Origin of the sequence: Fulvitalea axinellae, assembly GCF_036492835.1 — a bacterium.
Lineage (GTDB): Bacteria > Bacteroidota > Bacteroidia > Cytophagales > Cyclobacteriaceae > Fulvitalea > Fulvitalea axinellae.
This window is the reverse complement of record NZ_AP025314.1, coordinates 3,233,243-3,250,676: the sequence shown is the minus strand read 5'-3', so window position 1 is coordinate 3,250,676 and position 17,434 is coordinate 3,233,243. Positions and strand designations below refer to the sequence as shown.

At 46.4% G+C, this 17,434-nt stretch carries 14 protein-coding genes; 11 read left to right on the top strand and 3 right to left on the bottom strand.

Translation table 11 applies throughout. The features are described from left to right. The first annotated feature begins 11 nt into the window (after positions 1 to 11). From xrtX to AABK39_RS12170, 3 genes are all read left to right on the top strand, one after another. The gene (xrtX, locus tag AABK39_RS12180; protein ID WP_338391629.1) at positions 12 to 629 is read left to right on the top strand and encodes an exosortase X; all 618 of its coding nucleotides are present in this window, start codon (positions 12 to 14) and stop codon (positions 627 to 629) included. Then, the gene (locus AABK39_RS12175) at positions 626 to 1,117 is read left to right on the top strand and encodes a hypothetical protein (RefSeq protein ID WP_338391628.1); all 492 of its coding nucleotides are present in this window, start codon (positions 626 to 628) and stop codon (positions 1,115 to 1,117) included. Before xrtX ends, AABK39_RS12175 begins: the two co-directional genes overlap by 4 nt. A 308-nt stretch (positions 1,118 to 1,425) precedes the next feature. Then, on the top strand, positions 1,426 to 2,880 hold the full coding sequence (locus AABK39_RS12170) for a UDP-glucose 6-dehydrogenase (protein WP_338391627.1): 1,455 nt from the start codon (positions 1,426 to 1,428) through the stop codon (positions 2,878 to 2,880). Between the two features lie 165 nt (positions 2,881 to 3,045). Here the strand turns inward: AABK39_RS12170 and AABK39_RS12165 are convergent, their stop codons facing one another. Together AABK39_RS12165 and cysQ are read right to left on the bottom strand one after the other, a co-directional pair. Further along, positions 3,046 to 4,038 (bottom strand): UDP-glucuronic acid decarboxylase family protein, encoded by a 993-nt coding sequence (locus tag AABK39_RS12165; protein WP_338391626.1) that lies wholly within the window; start codon positions 4,036 to 4,038, stop codon positions 3,046 to 3,048. A 97-nt stretch (positions 4,039 to 4,135) separates the two neighbouring features. Further along, complete coding sequence (cysQ, locus tag AABK39_RS12160; RefSeq protein WP_338391625.1) at positions 4,136 to 4,900, bottom strand: 3'(2'),5'-bisphosphate nucleotidase CysQ; 765 nt, start codon at positions 4,898 to 4,900, stop codon at positions 4,136 to 4,138. Positions 4,901 to 5,131: 231 nt separating this feature from the next. Between cysQ and AABK39_RS12155 the strand changes: the two genes are divergently transcribed. The 8 genes from AABK39_RS12155 (at position 5,132) to AABK39_RS12120 (ending at position 15,907) form a co-directional block, all read left to right on the top strand. Continuing rightward, a complete protein-coding gene (locus AABK39_RS12155) occupies positions 5,132 to 6,265 on the top strand; it encodes a HesA/MoeB/ThiF family protein (RefSeq protein WP_338391624.1) in 1,134 nt (377 codons plus the stop codon). Positions 6,266 to 6,354: 89 nt separating this feature from the next. After that, positions 6,355 to 6,684, top strand: coding sequence for a DUF6660 family protein (locus tag AABK39_RS12150; RefSeq protein WP_338391623.1), 330 nt, complete (start codon positions 6,355 to 6,357; stop codon positions 6,682 to 6,684). Between the two features lie 172 nt (positions 6,685 to 6,856). After that, positions 6,857 to 11,212: a CusA/CzcA family heavy metal efflux RND transporter gene (locus AABK39_RS12145; RefSeq protein ID WP_338391622.1), complete on the top strand. Its 4,356-nt coding sequence runs from the start codon at positions 6,857 to 6,859 to the stop codon at positions 11,210 to 11,212. Between the two features lie 36 nt (positions 11,213 to 11,248). Next, complete coding sequence (locus tag AABK39_RS12140; RefSeq protein WP_338391621.1) at positions 11,249 to 12,595, top strand: efflux RND transporter periplasmic adaptor subunit; 1,347 nt, start codon at positions 11,249 to 11,251, stop codon at positions 12,593 to 12,595. An 85-nt stretch (positions 12,596 to 12,680) separates the two neighbouring features. Next, a complete protein-coding gene (locus AABK39_RS12135; RefSeq protein ID WP_338391620.1) occupies positions 12,681 to 13,466 on the top strand; it encodes a nitrilase-related carbon-nitrogen hydrolase in 786 nt (261 codons plus the stop codon). Between the two features lie 114 nt (positions 13,467 to 13,580). Next, entirely contained in the window at positions 13,581 to 14,519 is a 939-nt protein-coding gene (locus AABK39_RS12130; protein ID WP_338391619.1) for a phosphoribosylaminoimidazolesuccinocarboxamide synthase, read from the top strand. An 81-nt stretch (positions 14,520 to 14,600) separates the two neighbouring features. Further along, a complete protein-coding gene (locus AABK39_RS12125; protein WP_338391618.1) occupies positions 14,601 to 14,978 on the top strand; it encodes an STAS domain-containing protein in 378 nt (125 codons plus the stop codon). A gap of 11 nt (positions 14,979 to 14,989) precedes the next feature. After that, on the top strand, positions 14,990 to 15,907 hold the full coding sequence (locus AABK39_RS12120) for a ribonuclease Z (protein WP_338391617.1): 918 nt from the start codon (positions 14,990 to 14,992) through the stop codon (positions 15,905 to 15,907). 74 nt (positions 15,908 to 15,981) lie between these two features. On the opposite strand, the gene AABK39_RS12115 is transcribed toward AABK39_RS12120, so the two are convergent. Beyond that, positions 15,982 to 17,433, bottom strand: coding sequence for a RagB/SusD family nutrient uptake outer membrane protein (locus AABK39_RS12115; protein WP_338391616.1), 1,452 nt, complete (start codon positions 17,431 to 17,433; stop codon positions 15,982 to 15,984). Position 17,434 lies beyond the last annotated feature (1 nt).

Genomic DNA, 17,434 nt, shown 5'->3' with positions numbered 1-17,434 from the left:
AGAGACAAGGTATGTCTTGTCTTCTAGGCGATGAGGAAAATTTTGGCTTGGATATCAATGATATGGCGCAAAAGCAATCGGAAAGGAATTCGTTGATCGTGTTTTTCGTTAAGGCTTTGGCTTTATACGCCCTATGGTTTTTTGTCTACGAATCGTGGCTGAGAGATTTGGGTGTCGTAGACGATTGGTTGACGACAGCTGTTACGGGGCAGAGTGTCTGGATCCTGAAAGTATTGGGCTATGACGCAAGTATGGCGCAGGATTCGGTTTGGACCAGCGTTGTTTGTTCCGGTCAAAAGCTGTTGAATGTAGCCGATTCATGTAACGGGTTGGTTTTGTACGCCCTCTACGGAGGCTTCTTTATAGCTTTCCCCGGATCTTGGAAGCCGAAGCTGTCATTTGTTTTGGGAGGATTTGTCGCTATCTACCTTTTGAATTTAGTGAGAATCGTAGCCCTGAGCATGGTGCAGATGTATTGGCCCGCTTACTTGGATTTTAGTCATAAATACGCTTTCACATTGGTTGTCTACAGTGGTGTCCTAGCCTTGTGGTGGTGGTGGGTGAATCATTATTCGATTTATGCCAGTATGGAAAAAGATAAGGTTCGGAAGGCCAGCGTAGAGGTATGAACAAGCGGAAATTAATACGATACCTGTTGGTAGTCTGCGCGGCCTTGCTCTTGTTGCTCGTCGGATATTTTAGGGAACGGTATATTTTTAATTTTATCAATCCCAATATCAAAGGCTTCCTTTTGCCTCGCTTACGTCCGGATTATGAGAGCTATCCAATGACCTTGGCGACTATGTCACAGGCTTTTTTGCGGGATCCGCGTTGGTTATCCACACTGTTTCAGTTCATATCGATTCCTTTGGCCACGGCTACCTTGATTTACGGTATTTTCGGGCAGGGCCGTTATTTCGGTTTTACTCTGGGAATTTACGTAGCGGTGGTGCTTCTTTGTGTTTCTGCCGTGGCTTTCAGTATGCTGACAGGGCAGTACGCCTATGGATATTCCTTGGCCCAGCAATTGAAAAACCTGGCGCAATTGCCTTTCGTCGCTATCTTCCTTATTCCGGCATTCCGACTCTACGAAATGAGTCAAACGCAAGAGACTTGATATTCCAGATAATCGCTTGTTATGATCTATTTCATCGCAATAATTCGAAAAGAGGTTTAATTTGAATGCGAAAGATATCACTCTGGGGGATTTTACACAGGTTTCGTCCCAAAAGGCTGAACACCTGACATATGTTAGCCTGGTGTTGTCCCGGAACCATGCGGGTGCTTACACACGGATACCCTCCGAAAAAAAGCTCAGTCATCAAATAAGTTTACACGAAAATTAAAAATATACGTATCGGCAAGGCGTAATGCCTCAACGGGTATTTTTTTACGCTTTACGCTTTACGCTTTACAAACAATAAAATGAAAAAAATCACCTCCATTTGTTGTATCGGCGCCGGATATGTGGGCGGTCCTACTATGTCCGTAATCGCACAGAAATGTCCGGAAATAAAAGTTACTGTAGTCGATATTAATGAGGCCCGTATAGAGGCTTGGAACGATAAGGACTTGGATAAACTTCCGGTTTACGAACCCGGTTTGGCCGAAGTGGTGGATGAGGCTCGTGGGCGTAACTTGTTTTTCTCCACTGACGTAGATAAAGCCATTCAAGAAGCCGAAATGATTTTTATCTCGGTAAATACTCCTACCAAAACTTACGGTGTAGGCAAAGGCCGAGCGGCGGATTTGAAATTCGTAGAGCTTTGCGCTCGTCAGATCGCTCGTGTTGCGAACGGGGATAAAATTGTTGTGGAAAAATCGACTCTTCCTGTAAGAACGGCTGAAAGCGTTAAGCGTATTCTGAAAGCCGAAGCGGGAGAACATGAGTTCCAAATTCTGTCGAATCCTGAGTTTTTAGCCGAAGGTACCGCAATAGATGACCTTCACAACGCTGATCGTATGTTGATCGGCGGTGATCAGGATGAAAAGGGACAGGAAGCCATTCAGGCTTTGGTGGATGTATACGCCCATTGGTTGCCGAAGGACAGACTGATTACTACTAATCTATGGTCTTCGGAGCTTTCGAAGCTTACGGCTAACGCCTTCTTGGCGCAACGAGTATCATCAATCAACGCTATTTCAGCCTTGTGCGAGCGTACTGGTGCAGATGTAGACGAGGTAGCTAACGCTATCGGTTCGGATAGTCGTATCGGACCTAAGTTTTTGAAGTCTTCTGTAGGTTTCGGCGGGAGCTGTTTCCAGAAAGATATTCTGAATTTGGTTTATCTCTGCCGTCATTTCGGATTGCCGGAAGTGGCCGATTATTGGGAGCAGGTAGTGGCCATGAACGATTACCAAAAGCACCGTTTTGCCAAGCAGATTATTGATACGTTGTTTAATACGGTATCGGGCAAAAAGATCGCTTTCTTGGGCTGGGCTTTTAAGAAAGACACGAACGATACCCGCGAGTCGGCGGCTATTTATGTGGCTCACGAGCTATTGCAGGACCGTGCCGAGATCCATGTTTATGATCCGAAGGTGCCTAAGGCACAGATGTTCCGGGATATGGAGTATCTGATCGAGAATCCGGGGTCGGTATATACGGAGAACCCGTTGCCGGAAAATTGGCGAGACTTGATCGTGGTGCATGAGGAACCGTACACGGCTATGGATAGCGCCCATGCAATCGCGGTTTTGACCGAATGGGATGAATTTAAAACTTACGATTGGGCAAGCATATACGCAAAGATGCTGAAACCGGCCTTCGTCTTCGACGGCCGAAATATTTTGGACGGAGAAGCTATGGCTGAATATGGTTTCGAATTCCGCGGTATTGGCAAAGGTTTGGAGAAAGCCCGTGCCAACGTTGAAGCCTAATCTTGAAAGAGCGATTAAGACACCAATAAGGCTGAAGGCCTTACATTAATTAGCCCGGGGCATCGCCCTGGGTACATGCGGATGGACACATTAGGATTGTCACATCCTTCAAGAAACAAAAAAAGCGATCGAAAGATCGCTTTTTTTGTTTCTGTTCGGCCGGGCCTATTTTTTAATATACTCGCTAAAGTCATTATGCTCACGCTTAAAGAGCTTCTCTTCTGGCAAGGATCTGAAATACTCATAAGTGATTTTCAATCCTTCTTCACGGGATACCTTCGGCTCCCAGCCCAGAATCTCTTTCGCTTTTGCGATATCCGGCCGGCGCTGTTTTGGGTCGTCAGTAGGTAGGTCTTGATAAATTACCTTTTGGGTAGTGCCCGTAAGTTTGATAATTTCTTCTGCGAACTCGCCAATCGTGATCTCGTCGGGATTACCCACGTTAACCGGTTCCGCGCAATCGCTTAGTAAGAGGCGATAGATGCCTTCCACCAAATCGTCTACATAGCAGAAAGAACGGGTTTGCGAACCGTCACCGAAGACTGTCAGGTCTTCGCCACGGAGCGCTTGGCCAATAAAAGCGGGAAGAACACGACCGTCGTTGAGGCGCATCCGGGGACCGTAAGTGTTGAAAATCCGGACTATACGTGTCTCAAGCCCATGATAGGTATGATAGGCCATTGTCATAGCTTCCTGAAAGCGCTTGGCCTCGTCGTAAACACCTCGTGGACCTACAGGGTTTACGTTACCCCAATAGCTTTCCGGTTGCGGGTGTACGTGCGGGTCGCCGTATACTTCGGAAGTGGAAGCGATAAGGACCCTTGCGTTTTTTTCTTTGGCCAATCCCAAAAGATTATGGATGCCGAGGGAACCGACTTTCAGGGTCTGTATCGGAATCTTGAGATAATCGATTGGACTGGCGGGGGAGGCGAAATGGAGGATATAATCGAGTTCGCCCGAGACGTGTACGAACTTGGAAACGTCGTGGTGGTAGAATTCGAAATTCTCCAAGGGCATCAGGTGCTCGATATTCGCCATATCGCCCGTAATCAGGTTGTCCATGCCTATTACATGGCAACCTTCCGCAATAAAGCGGTCGCAGAGGTGGGACCCTAGAAAGCCGGCTGCGCCGGTGATTAGGACTCTTTTTCTTGACATCTTATTTTTTGGTTGATTGGTCTCTTTTTCTTGTATAGGAACCTAATGGCTCAGAAATATTTGGGAAAAGGGCTTACTTGCGTCAGCAGGGTATTTTCTAGCCAATAGCCAAAAAACTTCCGTTTAACAAGTTTTCTTTATTATAAAGGAAGACCTCGTTTTCTTCGCTTCCCGTATAAACTTTCCCTCCGGCGGCTTCCAGCACGGCTTGTCCGGCACCGGTATCCCATTCCATCGTCGGACCATGGCGGTAATATACGTCGGCTTTGCCTTCGGCTACCATGCAAAATTTTAAGGAACTGCCCACCGATATTGAATCCGTGACGTTGTAACGTTCCAAAACCGACTCTTCGGCATTCGAAGCGTGCGATTTGCTTCGGACGGCTGTAGCTTGTTCCGGGCGCGGGCGTACGCTGATTTTTTCAGCCGATTCGTTTCCTGTTCTTTTGAAAGCTCCGTTTCTATCGCCGAAGTATAAGGTGTCTTTAACGGGAACGTAGATGACTCCGGCTATCGCTTTACGGTTTTCAATAACGGCTATATTGACGGTGAACTCTCCGTTTCGGTTAATAAATTCCTTAGTGCCGTCAAGGGGATCCACCAAGAAATAGCGGTCCCATTTTGAGCGTTCAGCATATTCTATCTTTGCGCCTTCTTCCGAGAGAATCGGAATCTCCGGGTAAAGCTTTTCCAGTTCAGCGCAGATGATTTTATGCGCGGCTTGGTCGGCTAATGTAAGAGGGGAATCGTCGGCTTTGAAATCCACTTTTTCGAACGTTTTTTCGTCCTTGTAAAAGTTCATAATCTCTTGGCCGGCCGAAACGGCTATATCACAAATATCTTCTAGTTTGATTTGACTCATAATCGGATTGTCATGTAAATGACGTGAAGTTTTCAGGGTACGAATTTACGATATCGAGGGTTTCTATAATGAAATTATACGACTTAATTTTTTTGTTTTTTCTGTAAATTTTTGATTCCGGTTTAATCTGGACCAGCGTTTTACGCCAAAGCGGCTTTTTCGTTTTTTCAGTAGTTCCCGAAAGCGTAGTTTTGTCTGAGGAAATACGAGTTTTAGTTTCTTGAAAAGAATATGAACCCAGCTTACCGAAACAGATACAGCAGACACCTAATCCTAGAACAAATCGGCGAAGCCGGCCAAGAGAAGTTATTGGCGTCAAAAGTCCTGATTATCGGGGCGGGCGGATTGGGCTGTCCCGTGGCGCAATATCTGGTGGCGGCAGGGGTGGGTACTGTCGGGATTGTGGATTTTGATTCTGTTGATGAGTCGAATTTGCAACGGCAGATTCTTTTCGGGGTTTTGGATGTTGGGAAAAACAAAGCTTTGTGCGCCAAGGCTCGGTTGGAGGCGCTGAATCCGACGATTGAGATCAGGGCGTATACGGAGCGTATTACTCCCGAAAACGCTTTGGGTTTGATTGCGGAATATGATATTGTGGTGGACGGAACGGATAATTTTTCTACCCGCTATCTGCTCAATGACGCTTGCGTGATTTTGGGCAAGCCGTTGGTGTTTGGCGCTATTCAAAAGTTTTCGGGACAGGTTTCGGTTTTTAATTATAAGGGCGGGCCCACTTACCGTTGCGTGTTTCCGGAACCGCCGGCGCCGGGCGAGAGTCCTACCTGTTCGGAAATAGGGGTTTTGGGTGTATTGCCCGGGCTTGTCGGAACTAAGCAGGCGAACGAGGTTTTGAAAATGATTTTGGGGATCGGCGAGACTTTATCCGGACGTTTGCTATTGCTGGACGCGCTTTTTGGGACTGAGAATGTGCTGGAAGTCGTTCGGACAGAAGAGGGAATAAGAAAGGCGCTGGATGAGGCCGATTCTTTTTCGAAAAGAAACTATGAGCGTTTTTGCGGATTGAGGACAGAGGAGAAAAGTAACACCATTTCCTCGGATCGATTTTTTGAATTTTTGCGAAGCGGGAACGCTGTGGTTTTGGATGTCCGTGAGGAATATGAGGAACCGAAATTTCCGAAAGAATGGAACGCCGTCGAGATTCCTTTTGCGGAAGTAAAGAATCGTTCGGTGGAAATCGACGCTCGGGGCGGAGTAGGAAAGACCTTGGTGATCGTTTGCCAAGTTGGAGTACGCAGCGCCGTGCTGGCGGATTTTTTGAGGGATAACTCGGAGTATTCATCCGTGGTACATCTTGAGGAAGGCGCCTTGGCTTTGCCCGACACCACTCTGGAAAGCGACGGGTAATCGGGGCGCTAACATAGCGTCGATCTTTTCGTTAAAAATTCAGCCACGCCTTGGGTTTCTCCGGTCACGGTCTTACCTTCATGCAAGAAATGAGAAGTTTTGTCACCATATGGGCTTTGGTAATGTTGTCGTTGGCAATATTGCCGTGTGCGGACACCCTCCATTTGGCGGGCGATCATCCGTCCCAATTGGTGGAAGAGTTCTGCGGAGACGGAGACTCGCATGACACTTCTCACGAACATCCTGTTTGTGGCCCGCTCTGCGTTTGCGACTGTTGTGGCGTTATGGTTCCCGTGAATATGGATTTTACCGTGACGCTTCAAGCTCCTGAAACATCTGAAGTCGTACATTTTTTCAACTATAGAGACCCCAATGTCGTGGGTTCTTATTCTGATATTTGGCATCCGCCGAAATCCTGATCATAGCCTTTTCTTAAACTGTTAATCCGAGCGCGTTTCCGTGGCTTTTCGCTACGGAAGTCTTTGCTGTATCCTTTTGGATATAAGATTGTTCGGAATTGATAACCCGTATGCGGTGCGAAAGTCGTTCATGGACAAATTTGCCCCGTTTCCGGAAAACCTATATATGGGCATGATCAATCAAATCATAAATTTTTCTATAAAGAACAAACTGATCATTGGGCTAATGACTTTCGCCCTGATCGGTGCGGGAATATGGTCGATGCGGGAAGTTCCCATCGACGCGCAACCCGATATTACTAACAATCAGGTGCAGGTGATTACCGTGGCGCCGAATCTGGGTACTGGCGATATCGAGCAATTCGTTACCTACCCTGTGGAATTGGCGATGGCGAATCTACCCAGCGTAACAGAGATCCGTTCGATCTCGCGTTTTGGCCTGTCGGTGGTAACTATTGTCTTTGAGGACGGTATGGGAACCTTTTTGCCTCGGCAATTGGTAAGCGAGAAGCTGAATGAGGTAAAAGGTGAGATTCCCGAAAAATTTGGCGAGCCGTTTATCGGGCCGATCACTACGGGACTCGGTGAAGTTTATCAATATACTTTTGAAGTCGATCCGAAATTTGAGGACAATTATGATCCGCAGGAGCTACGGACAATTCAGGATTGGATTGTGAAGCGCCAGATGGCTATGGTGCCCGGCGTTGTGGAGGTCAATTCTTTTGGAGGAACGGTAAAGCAGTATGAAGTTGCTTTGAACCCAAACCGGCTGAAGAGCATGTCAGTAAGTGTTTCGGAGATTTTCGAAGCCTTGAACAAAAATAATGAGAATACGGGGGGCGCTTATATAGAGAAAAACCGCAAGGCGAATTTTATCCGGGGCGAAGGGCTTTACAAATCCATCGGGGATATCGAGAATACGGTTGTCAAGATCGGTGAAACGGGGCGTCCCGTATTGATTCGGGATGTTGCCGTAGTGAAAATCGGCGCGGCTGTCCGTTACGGTGCTTTTACCAAAAACGGAAAGGAAAGCGTGGGGGGAATGGTGTTGATGCTCAAGGATGAAAACTCCAATGAAGTGATCAACAACATTAAGGAAAGAATCGTGCAGGTTCAGAAAACATTGCCAGAAGGCGTAAGTATCGAACCGTTTTTGGATCGTTCGGAACTGATTCAGAACACAACCAGTACGGTCGCCCTAAATCTGGTGGAGGGTGGCCTGATCGTCATTTTCGTATTGGTGATTTTGCTCGGTAACTGGCGTGGAGGGCTGATTGTGGCTTCTACGATCCCTCTATCGTTGCTTTTCGCCTTTATCATGATGAACATTTTCGGTGTTTGGGCGAATCTGATGAGTCTCGGAGCTATCGATTTCGGCATCATCGTGGACGGCGCCGTGATTATCGTGGAGGCGGCCGTGTTTTATATGACCCAGCATATTCACAAAAACAAAAAGCATAACCTGAGCGAAGGGGAGCGTGACCAAATTTCCGCCGAAGCGTCCACCAAAATGATGAACGCAGCCTTTTTCGGGCAATTGATTATCCTGATTGTGTTTGTGCCCTTGTTGGCCTTGACAGGAGTGGAAGGCAAGATGTTTAAGCCGATGGCTTTGACTTTCGGCTTCGCCATAATCGGCGCCATGATTCTCTGCCTCACTTATGTTCCGATGGTTACGGCCTTGTTCCTGAAAGCCAGCCCCGACCCGAATGCAAAACCCGGATTGGGCGACAAAATTATGAACTCTTTGCATAAAGTGTACGATCCTGTTTTGCAGAGAGTTCTGAAAAGAGGCAAAGCGGTAATAGTGGTTTCAGTGGCGTTGTTGGCGCTTTCCGGCTGGGTATTCTCACGCTTGGGTGGCGAATTCATCCCGACATTGGACGAAGGGGACCTTGCGATGCAGGCTTTGCTTAAACCCGGAAGTTCCCTCACCGAGACTATTGAGGCCAGTGAGCGAATAGAGCGGATTTTGTTGGAAAGTTTCCCGGATGAGGTGGAGGATGTCGTGGCCAGAATAGGAGTGGCCGAATTGCCGACCGACCCGATGCCGATGGATATTGCCGATATGTTTATCATGTTAAAACCGCATGAGGAATGGAACACGACTTCATCGAAAGAAGAGCTTATCCAATTGATGAAGGAAAAGGTTAGCGCCTTGCCGGGAATAAACTACGAGTTTTCGCAACCAGTAGAGTTGCGTTTCAATGAATTGTTGACCGGCGTCCGTCAGGATATCGCTATCAAGCTTTATGGTGAAGATCTGGATGTATTGGCCGTAAAGGCCAAAGAAATCGGAAAGCTGATTCAGGGTGTGGATGGCGTGGGCGACATAAATGTGGAGGCGACTAAAGGCCTTCCGCAAATGACCGTAAAGTACAAAAGAGCCAAGCTGGCGCAATATGGCCTGAACGTGGAGGACCTGAACAGTATCGTCAGTTCGGCTTTTGCGGGGACGGAAGCGGGTGTGATTTTCGAAGGGGAAAAACGCTTTGAGCTGGTGGTGCGTTTGGACGATCGATACAAACAGGATATCGAAAGCTTACGCGGACTTTTCGTAAACCTGCCTAACGGAGAGCAGGTGCCTTTACAGGAAGTGGCCGAAGTGGATTTTCAGGCCGCGCCGATGCAGATTTCACGGGAAGGCACCCGCAGAAGGGTATCCGTAGGAGTAAACGCACGCGGACGCGATGTGGAAAGCACGGTAATGGATATCCAGAAAAAATTGGAAGCCAATTTGAAGTTGCCACCCGGTTACGTGATCAAATACGGCGGAGCGTTCGAGAACTTGCAAAGGGCCAAAGCCCGTTTGCGGGTTGTGGTGCCTGTGGCCTTGGCTTTGATTTTTGTCTTGCTGTTTTTCGCGCTCAAATCCGTAAAACAGACCATTATGATTTATATGGCGATTCCGCTTTCCGCTATCGGTGGGATACTGTCGCTTTACCTGCGGGATATGCCGTTTTCTATTTCGGCGGGTGTTGGTTTTATCGTTTTGTTTGGTGTCGCCGTTTTGAACGGGCTCGTATTGGTCACAAGTCTGAATGAACTAAAAGAACGGGGAGTTACGGATCTGAAAGAACGGATACTCAAAGGAGCCCACGAGCGATTACGTCCGATTATGTTGACGGCTTCAACTGATATTTTGGGCTTTCTGCCGATGGCTATTTCAAGTTCTGCGGGCGCCGAAGTCCAGCGCCCTTTGGCGACGGTAGTTATCGGAGGTTTGCTCACTTCCACCTTGTTGACTTTGATCGTTATCCCGGTTTTGTACCAATGGCTGGAGCGTGATAATACGGGTTCTAGAGGGTTTGGCGCAAAGCCGGCAGTGGCCGTAACCTTGGTTTTATTGATGTTGGTGTTGTCGGGAATTTCGAACGCTCAAGAAAATAAGGAGCAAGTTGATTTGAAGAGAGCTTTGGAATTGGCCAAGCGAAATTACCCGTCTTTGAAAAAGGCGACACAAGAGATGGAAGCCTCGAAAGAAATGCGGAAAACGGCGGTGGATTTCGGCAAGACAGATGTTTATACCGGAGAGGAACAAGTCAATATTGACGGAAGCGTCACGACTTTGGTTGGAGTAGGACAGAGTTTCGAATTCCCGACATCTTATATGGCAAAGGGTAAATTGAGGAAAGAAGAAGTGGCGCTTTCCGAGAGAGCTTTTGATCTGACCGAAAACGAGTTGGTGCGTAGCGTAACGGTAGCTTATTACGGCCTTCGGAACGCTCAAGATCGTTTGGATTTGGCGCTTTTGATCGATTCCGTTTATACTGATTTTGAACGGGCCGCCCGTATTCGTTACGAAACGGAGGAAACCACAAGGTTGGAATATATCGCTGCGCAGAGTAAAGTCAAAAGCGTGGAGGTCCGGTTGACCCAAGCCCGTTCCGATGTTGCGATAGCGAAAAGAAGACTGGCTCAGTGGCTTAATATCGGCGACAATTTCGAAATAGTCGGCCATAAAGTTCACGATAGCCGGGAGTCGACTTTTATGGACTCTACCGATATTTCCCTAAGTCCATTTCTTAAATACGCCGAGCAACAGGTAAATGTGGACAAGGCAAATCTGAGAGTCGAGAAAAATGGTTTTACTCCGGATATTAACGTCAGCTACGAACAGCAAAAAGTTGGGGATAAAACGGGTGTTTATACTTATCAAGTCGGAATTGCGGTGCCGTTGTGGTTTAGGTCACAAGCGGGACGGACGAAGGCGGCGAAGAGGCGTTTGAAAGCTTCGGAGTACGCTTTGGAAGAACAGAAGCTTTCTTTGGCGAGTACCGTGGAGCAGACGGCTTTGGAGTTTGGCAAGATTGACCGTTCCGTGAATTATTACGAAAGCCAGGCCGTTCCGCTCGCTGATGCCAGAATAGAGACGGCAGAGAAAAGCTATAAAGCCGGAGCGATCGACTATGTGGCGTATATCCAGAACCTGGACGAATCATTCCAGACAAAGACAATCTACCTCGATTATTTGTTCCAATATCATCAGCTGGCCGCCGAGTTGAAATATTATATCGGTGTTGAGTAATGAAAATCCGGCCGTGGGCCATTAACGATAGATCCTATGAAATTAAGATTCAGCATATATTCGATTTTGTTTCTTGCCGGTGTGATGATGTCCTCTTGTGGAGGAAACAAAACGCGACAAGATTCGGCGGTAGCCGAAGATGCTCATGAGGAGCATGTGGAAGGAGTGGTGGAACTGACCGAGCAACAGGCAAAAGCTATCGGTTTGCGTTTGGGGAAAATCCAGATGCGAAACCTAAAGGCGGTAGTCCGGGCTACGGGCGAGTTGGAACTACCGCCCCAAGATATGGCAACGGTGACGCCTTATATCGGCGGTGTTGTCAAAAGTGTTAAGGTTATGGAAGGCGATGAGGTTAGGAAAGGCCAAGTGCTGGCTTATCTTGCGCAAGCCGAATATATACACGTCCAACATCAGTATTTGGAGAACTATAACAAGCTCCAATTCCTGAAAAAGGAGTATGAGCGGAAGAAAAAACTTTACGATGAAAGAATCACTTCGGGTAAGGAATTTCAGAATATTACATCAGAATATAAATCTGTAGAGGCTGTTGTGAAATCGTTCGGGACTAAGCTTGAGCTCTTGGGCCTTAGTCCTCAAAAGGTTCGGAATGGTAAAATCAGCCAGATGGTTCCCATAACGTCTCCAATCTCAGGGCACGTGACCAAGGTGAATGTGAATACGGGAACATTTGCCGAGACGCAAGTCGGAATGTTTGAAATCGTGAACAACTCGAATCTGTATTTGGACTTGAGTATTTATGAAAATGATATCGCTAAAGTCAAGAAAGGGCAGGCTATACGTTTTACCGTAGCGAATATGACGGGCAAGGAGTACGGCGGTGAACTTTATGCCGTAAGCAAAGCTTTTGAGGGCAATTCGAAATCGGTAAAGGCTTTTGGGAAAATAACCGAAGGCGATACCGAACCTTTGATTTCAGGACTGTTTGTCAATGCGACTATCAGTGTTGGTGATGAGAATGTTCCTGCGGTACCCGAAGGAGCGATCGCTCTGGAAGGTGATGAGACTTTTGTGTTCGTTAGGATGGAAGCGGATGGCCATAGTCACGGATCTGAGAATGTCTCTGAGGGACACGGGCACGATCATGGTAATGAAGTGTCCCATGACCATGAAGATGCAGGGCACGAAGGTCATGACCACGGTAAGGAAACTCATGATCACAAGGCGGGCGAAGCGCATGATCATGTAGAGGCAGAAAGTGTCTATATCTTCAAAAGGGTGCCGGTGGTTTTGGGAGCGAAATCGGGTGGTTATGTTGAGATAAAGCCATTGGAAGAAATCCCTATCAATTCAGAATTGGCATTGAACGGAGCGTATTACCTTTCGGCCGAAATGGGAAAAGCGGAGACAAGCCACAGTCATTAATAAATTGGGATTGCGATTCTAAGAAGATCAAAAACCGGACGGCTGTCCGGTTTTTTTTATATTGCCGCCAAACAGATAAGGACTTATGGAAACCTTGACAGTGAAAATGGTCCAAGCCGATCTGGTTTGGGAAAATACGGAAGCGAATCTGGCTACGTTGGAAGAAAATCTGGAATTTGACGATTCAGGGAAAGCGGATATTATCGTTCTTCCGGAAACTTTCAACACTGGTTTCACGACAAATCTGTCGTTAGCCGAGATGAAAAATGGCCGGACGTTTCGCTGGATGAAGCTAATGGCCTCAAGGCACGGAGCAGCCGTTTGCGGTTCGTTACTTTTTAAAGAGGGCGGAAAAATCTATAACAGATTCCTGTGGATGAATCCGGACGGAAGCTTTCTGCATTATGACAAACGCCACTTGTTCAGTATTGGTGGCGAACGGGAAGGTATGGAAACGGGGGCCGAACGCTTGACAATTGAATATAAAGGATGGCGAATCCGCCCGTTGGTTTGTTACGATTTGCGCTTTCCGGTGTGGGCCAGAAATATTGGGGAAGACCGCCGGCCAGATTACGATCTTATGATTTGCGTAGCTTCTTGGCCTGCCTCTCGCCAAGAGGTATGGGATACGTTGCTCAGAGCCAGGGCGATAGAGAATCAAACGTATGTTGTCGGGGTGAACCGTTCCGGATCGGATGGCGATTTAATGTATCCCGGCGCCTCGATTACGTATGATTTTAAAGGAAAAGCGGTGTCAAATTTAGGAAGTGAAGACAAGATCGAGAATGTTGACCTGAATTTAGGTGAATTAAAAACCTTTAGAGAAAAATTCCCGGTTTACCTCGACGCGGACGTTTTTCACCTAGCCTGAGGGCAATTTCCTGAAGGTGAAACCAACGATTTTTATGTATATTTGTCGCCTTAGGTCAACAGAGAGGATCGGATAGAGGAAGGGGTTTAATTTTGTACAGCAAATAATTGAAGAATGGCGACTGCGATCAAGGAAACAAACTTTAGCTTTCCGGGACAAACAGGTTTTTATCGGGGTAAAGTCCGTGAGAACTATTATTTTGAGGATAAGATAGTTATCGTGGCCTCGGACAGGATTTCTGCGTTCGATGTCGTTTTGCCCGAACCGATTCCGTTTAAGGGACAGGTACTCAACCAGATTGCTACGAAGTTTCTTGAAGCGACCCGAGATATCGTGCCGAATTGGCTTGAGATGGTTCCTGACCCAAATGTGGCGGTTGGAAAACTTTGCCAAACGGTTCCCGTAGAGATGATCATCAGGGGATACCTTTCGGGGCACGCTTGGAGAGAATATAAAGCAGGAAAGCGTGAGGTCTGCGGGGTACCGTTGCCTGAAGGCCTCAAGGAAAATGACCGCTTGCCGGAACCAATTATTACTCCAACTACGAAAGCCGCTGACGGAGATCATGACCAAGATATTTCCAGAGCCGAAATTCTTCGTCAAGGCATTGTTTCAGAGGAACTTTACTCCCTTCTGGAGGATTATACGCGTGCTCTTTTCCAGCGTGGTACAGAGATGGCCGCCACTGAAGGCCTGATTTTGGTGGATACGAAATATGAATTCGGAATCAATAACGGGAAAGTGTTTTTGATTGATGAAGTGCACACGCCCGATTCCTCAAGATATTTCTATGCTGACGGTTACGCCGAAAGACAAGAGAAAGGAGAGCGTCAGAAACAGCTTTCCAAAGAGTTTGTCCGTGAGTGGTTGATGGCAAATGGCTTTCAGGGACAAGAAGGCCAAGTAGTTCCTGAGATGAACGAAGAGATTGTGAAATCAATTTCAGAGCGTTACGTAGAGCTTTTCGAAAAGGTAACAGGAGAAAAGTTTGTGCCACAGGATTACTCTAACGCTACTGAAAGAATAGAAAAAAATATCCTTGCCAATCTTTGATGTAAGTTAAGGAAGCGCAAAGAAATGTTCGTAGGAATCATTATTCTTACTTTTATTGAATAAGACCCTTACTTCTGAAATATGAAATATTCGATTGAAAAGAAGGAACAATACGTGCTGATAAAGCCGGAATTTGAAAAGCTGGATTCGACAAAGTCTCCCGCGATGAAGTCAGATGTCCTTACGTTTCGCGCCGAAGGTGCTCGAAATGTGATTCTCGATTTGTCGGATGTTAAGTATGTGGATTCGTCCGGGCTTAGCGCATTATTAGTCGGGCATAGGGTTTTTAATGAGGATAATGGAATGTTCGTAATCACGGGCTCGGGAGAACATGTTTTAAAACTGATTAAAATATCACAACTTGACTCGGTTCTTCATATTCTGCCGACAGTGGAAGAGGCAATTGATGCCGTATTCCTGCATGAAATTGAAAGGGATTTGACAGATACCGAAGAATAAAACCATACTGTTTGAGCTTTAGCGTAAAAATATTAGGATCCAGTTCGGCCGCTCCGGTTTTTAACCGGCATCATTCGGCCCAATGGCTAACCTTGGGAGAACGTCGCTTCTTGATAGATTGTGGCGAAGGCACCCAAACGAGACTTCAGAAGATGAATTGTAAAGCCGGCAAGATCAGCCGGATTTTCATAAGCCACTTGCATGGCGATCACTTCTTTGGCTTAATCGGTCTGATATCCTCAATGCACTTGTTTAGACAAGTGGGGGAGTTACATATATACGGGCCGAAAGGTTTGGACGAGATCCTTAAAATGCAACTAAAGTACTCAGAGACTTTGCTTGGTTTTGATTTAAGATTTCACCCTACAAATCCTGACGCGTCAGAAGTATTGTTTGAAGACTCTAAGATTACGGTTTCTTCATTTCCGTTACAGCATAGAATACCGTGTACCGGATTTGTGTTTAAAGAGAAGCCCAAGCCAAGAAGACTGATAAAAGACCTCTTGCCTCGGAATATAACTCTTCAAGAAATAGCGTTACTGAAGAACGGTCAAAACGTGATGAAGGAGAACGGTGAAATTCGTTTAAAGAATGATCGATTGACTCTTCCACCTTCAAAATCGCATAGTTACGCTTATTGTTCCGATACTAAATTTGATCCTAGTATTGTGGAGCATATTGAGGGGGTGGAGATGTTATATCACGAAGCCACTTTTACTAAAGAGTTTGAAGACAGGGCCAAACAAACGTTCCATAGTACGGCTGAGCAAGCGGGAAAAATTGCTCAAATGTCGGGTGTTCAAAAATTGTTGATAGGGCACTTTTCGGCAAGAAACAAACATCTAAAACCATTGCTGGATGAAGCGAGAAGGGTGTTCCCGGAAACCTATTTAGCTGTAGAAGGGGAGCGATTTGTTTTGGAAGAGTAAATTGTTTTTGAAAAATCAAAGTGAGTAAAACGAAAGGCTGTTCTTATTTAGGACAGCCTTTCGCTTTTAATAAGTTACTGGACGTACCCTGGGTTTTGTACGAGATTCCCATTCACATCAATATCTCTTTGCGGAATTGCCAAGATAGAATTATAATCGCCCGTTTTTATCGTAAAGAGGATTTCGCCTTCATCTTCGCTCATCCACCCGTACCTTACCATATCTCCGCCCGTCCTGAAGATGTCATAACTTCGATGCCCTTCAGCAAACAACTCCTTAGATCTTTCAAGAAGGATACGGTCAAGTACCTCATCATTCGGAGGGTCAATAGGAGTGAAAGTTCCTATTGTTGCTCTTTCAATGATTGTGTTTAGGTCAGCTTTCGCTTCGTCGTACATGCCTAATCTGGCATAGGCTTCAGCTCTATTTAAATAGATTTCCGCTAATCTGATCACTCTTGGAGACGCAAGCCCTAGAATGCCATCAAGAGAAGGATATTTATTTATATACAAAACACCTTGAGGATCTTCTTGGAATAAGCCTTTTCTAACGTCGTTATCAGCGAACATATCGACAAAACGGTTAAGCGGGCGTATGTCTCCGTATCCCTCAGGAAGGTACATTCTACCAATGTTGTTAGCTCCTCGGTCATCATTTTTTGTGAAGATGAACTCAAAGATCGCTTCATCTTCGCCGTTTTCACCCCATGAAGCTAAATACTCATCTGTAGGAATTAGGGAATAATCCCCGGAATTTATAATCTCGGAGGCTTGGGTCACCACAGCTTCGAGATCGGTGTTGTTAGCCCTTCTGTATAGGTAGATTCTTGAAAGCAGTGCAGTTGCGGCGTTGCGGCTTGTACGGCCAATGGCTCCGCCTTCTTTCATGATCTGTTTTGCTGAACTGAGGTCTTTGATTATTTGTTCGTAGACTCTTTCTACCGGTGAGCGATAGGGACGATAAATTGTAGTTGTCGAAATAGTTAGGCTGTCTTGTGTAATGATTGGTACTCCGAGTTGAGCCCCACCGCCTACTTGGTATGGTTGGGCAAAGGACCTAACCATATCAAACAGGGCTAAGGATCTAATAATTAGAGATTCTCCCTTAACACGATTTTTGGTGTCGACTTCTGCCTCGATGTTGTCAATATTTGAAAGGATGCTATTGCAGGAGAGTGTGGCTCTGTAAGCTTGGATCCATATATCCCTTGGATTAGCGTCGAATGTCGTTCGTTCGTAATCGTATGAAGGTACAAACCGGTTGGAAGAAAGGTTATTGTAAACGTTATCTCCCGAAACATCAGCCATCACTAGGAAATTGCGGCCATAGTAGGTTGTGGACCTCATTAAGTCGTATGTTCCCGTTAGAGCACTTTCGATCCCTTCGATATTTGTCAGGGCATCATCCGGTGGAAGCGATTGTTGAGGCTTTAGGTTAAGGTCATCTTTACAGGCTCCTAATAGGATCGTCACCAATACGACTGTTAGGGCTGATAGTCCTAATTTATGTGCTTTGTGTTTTGTCATC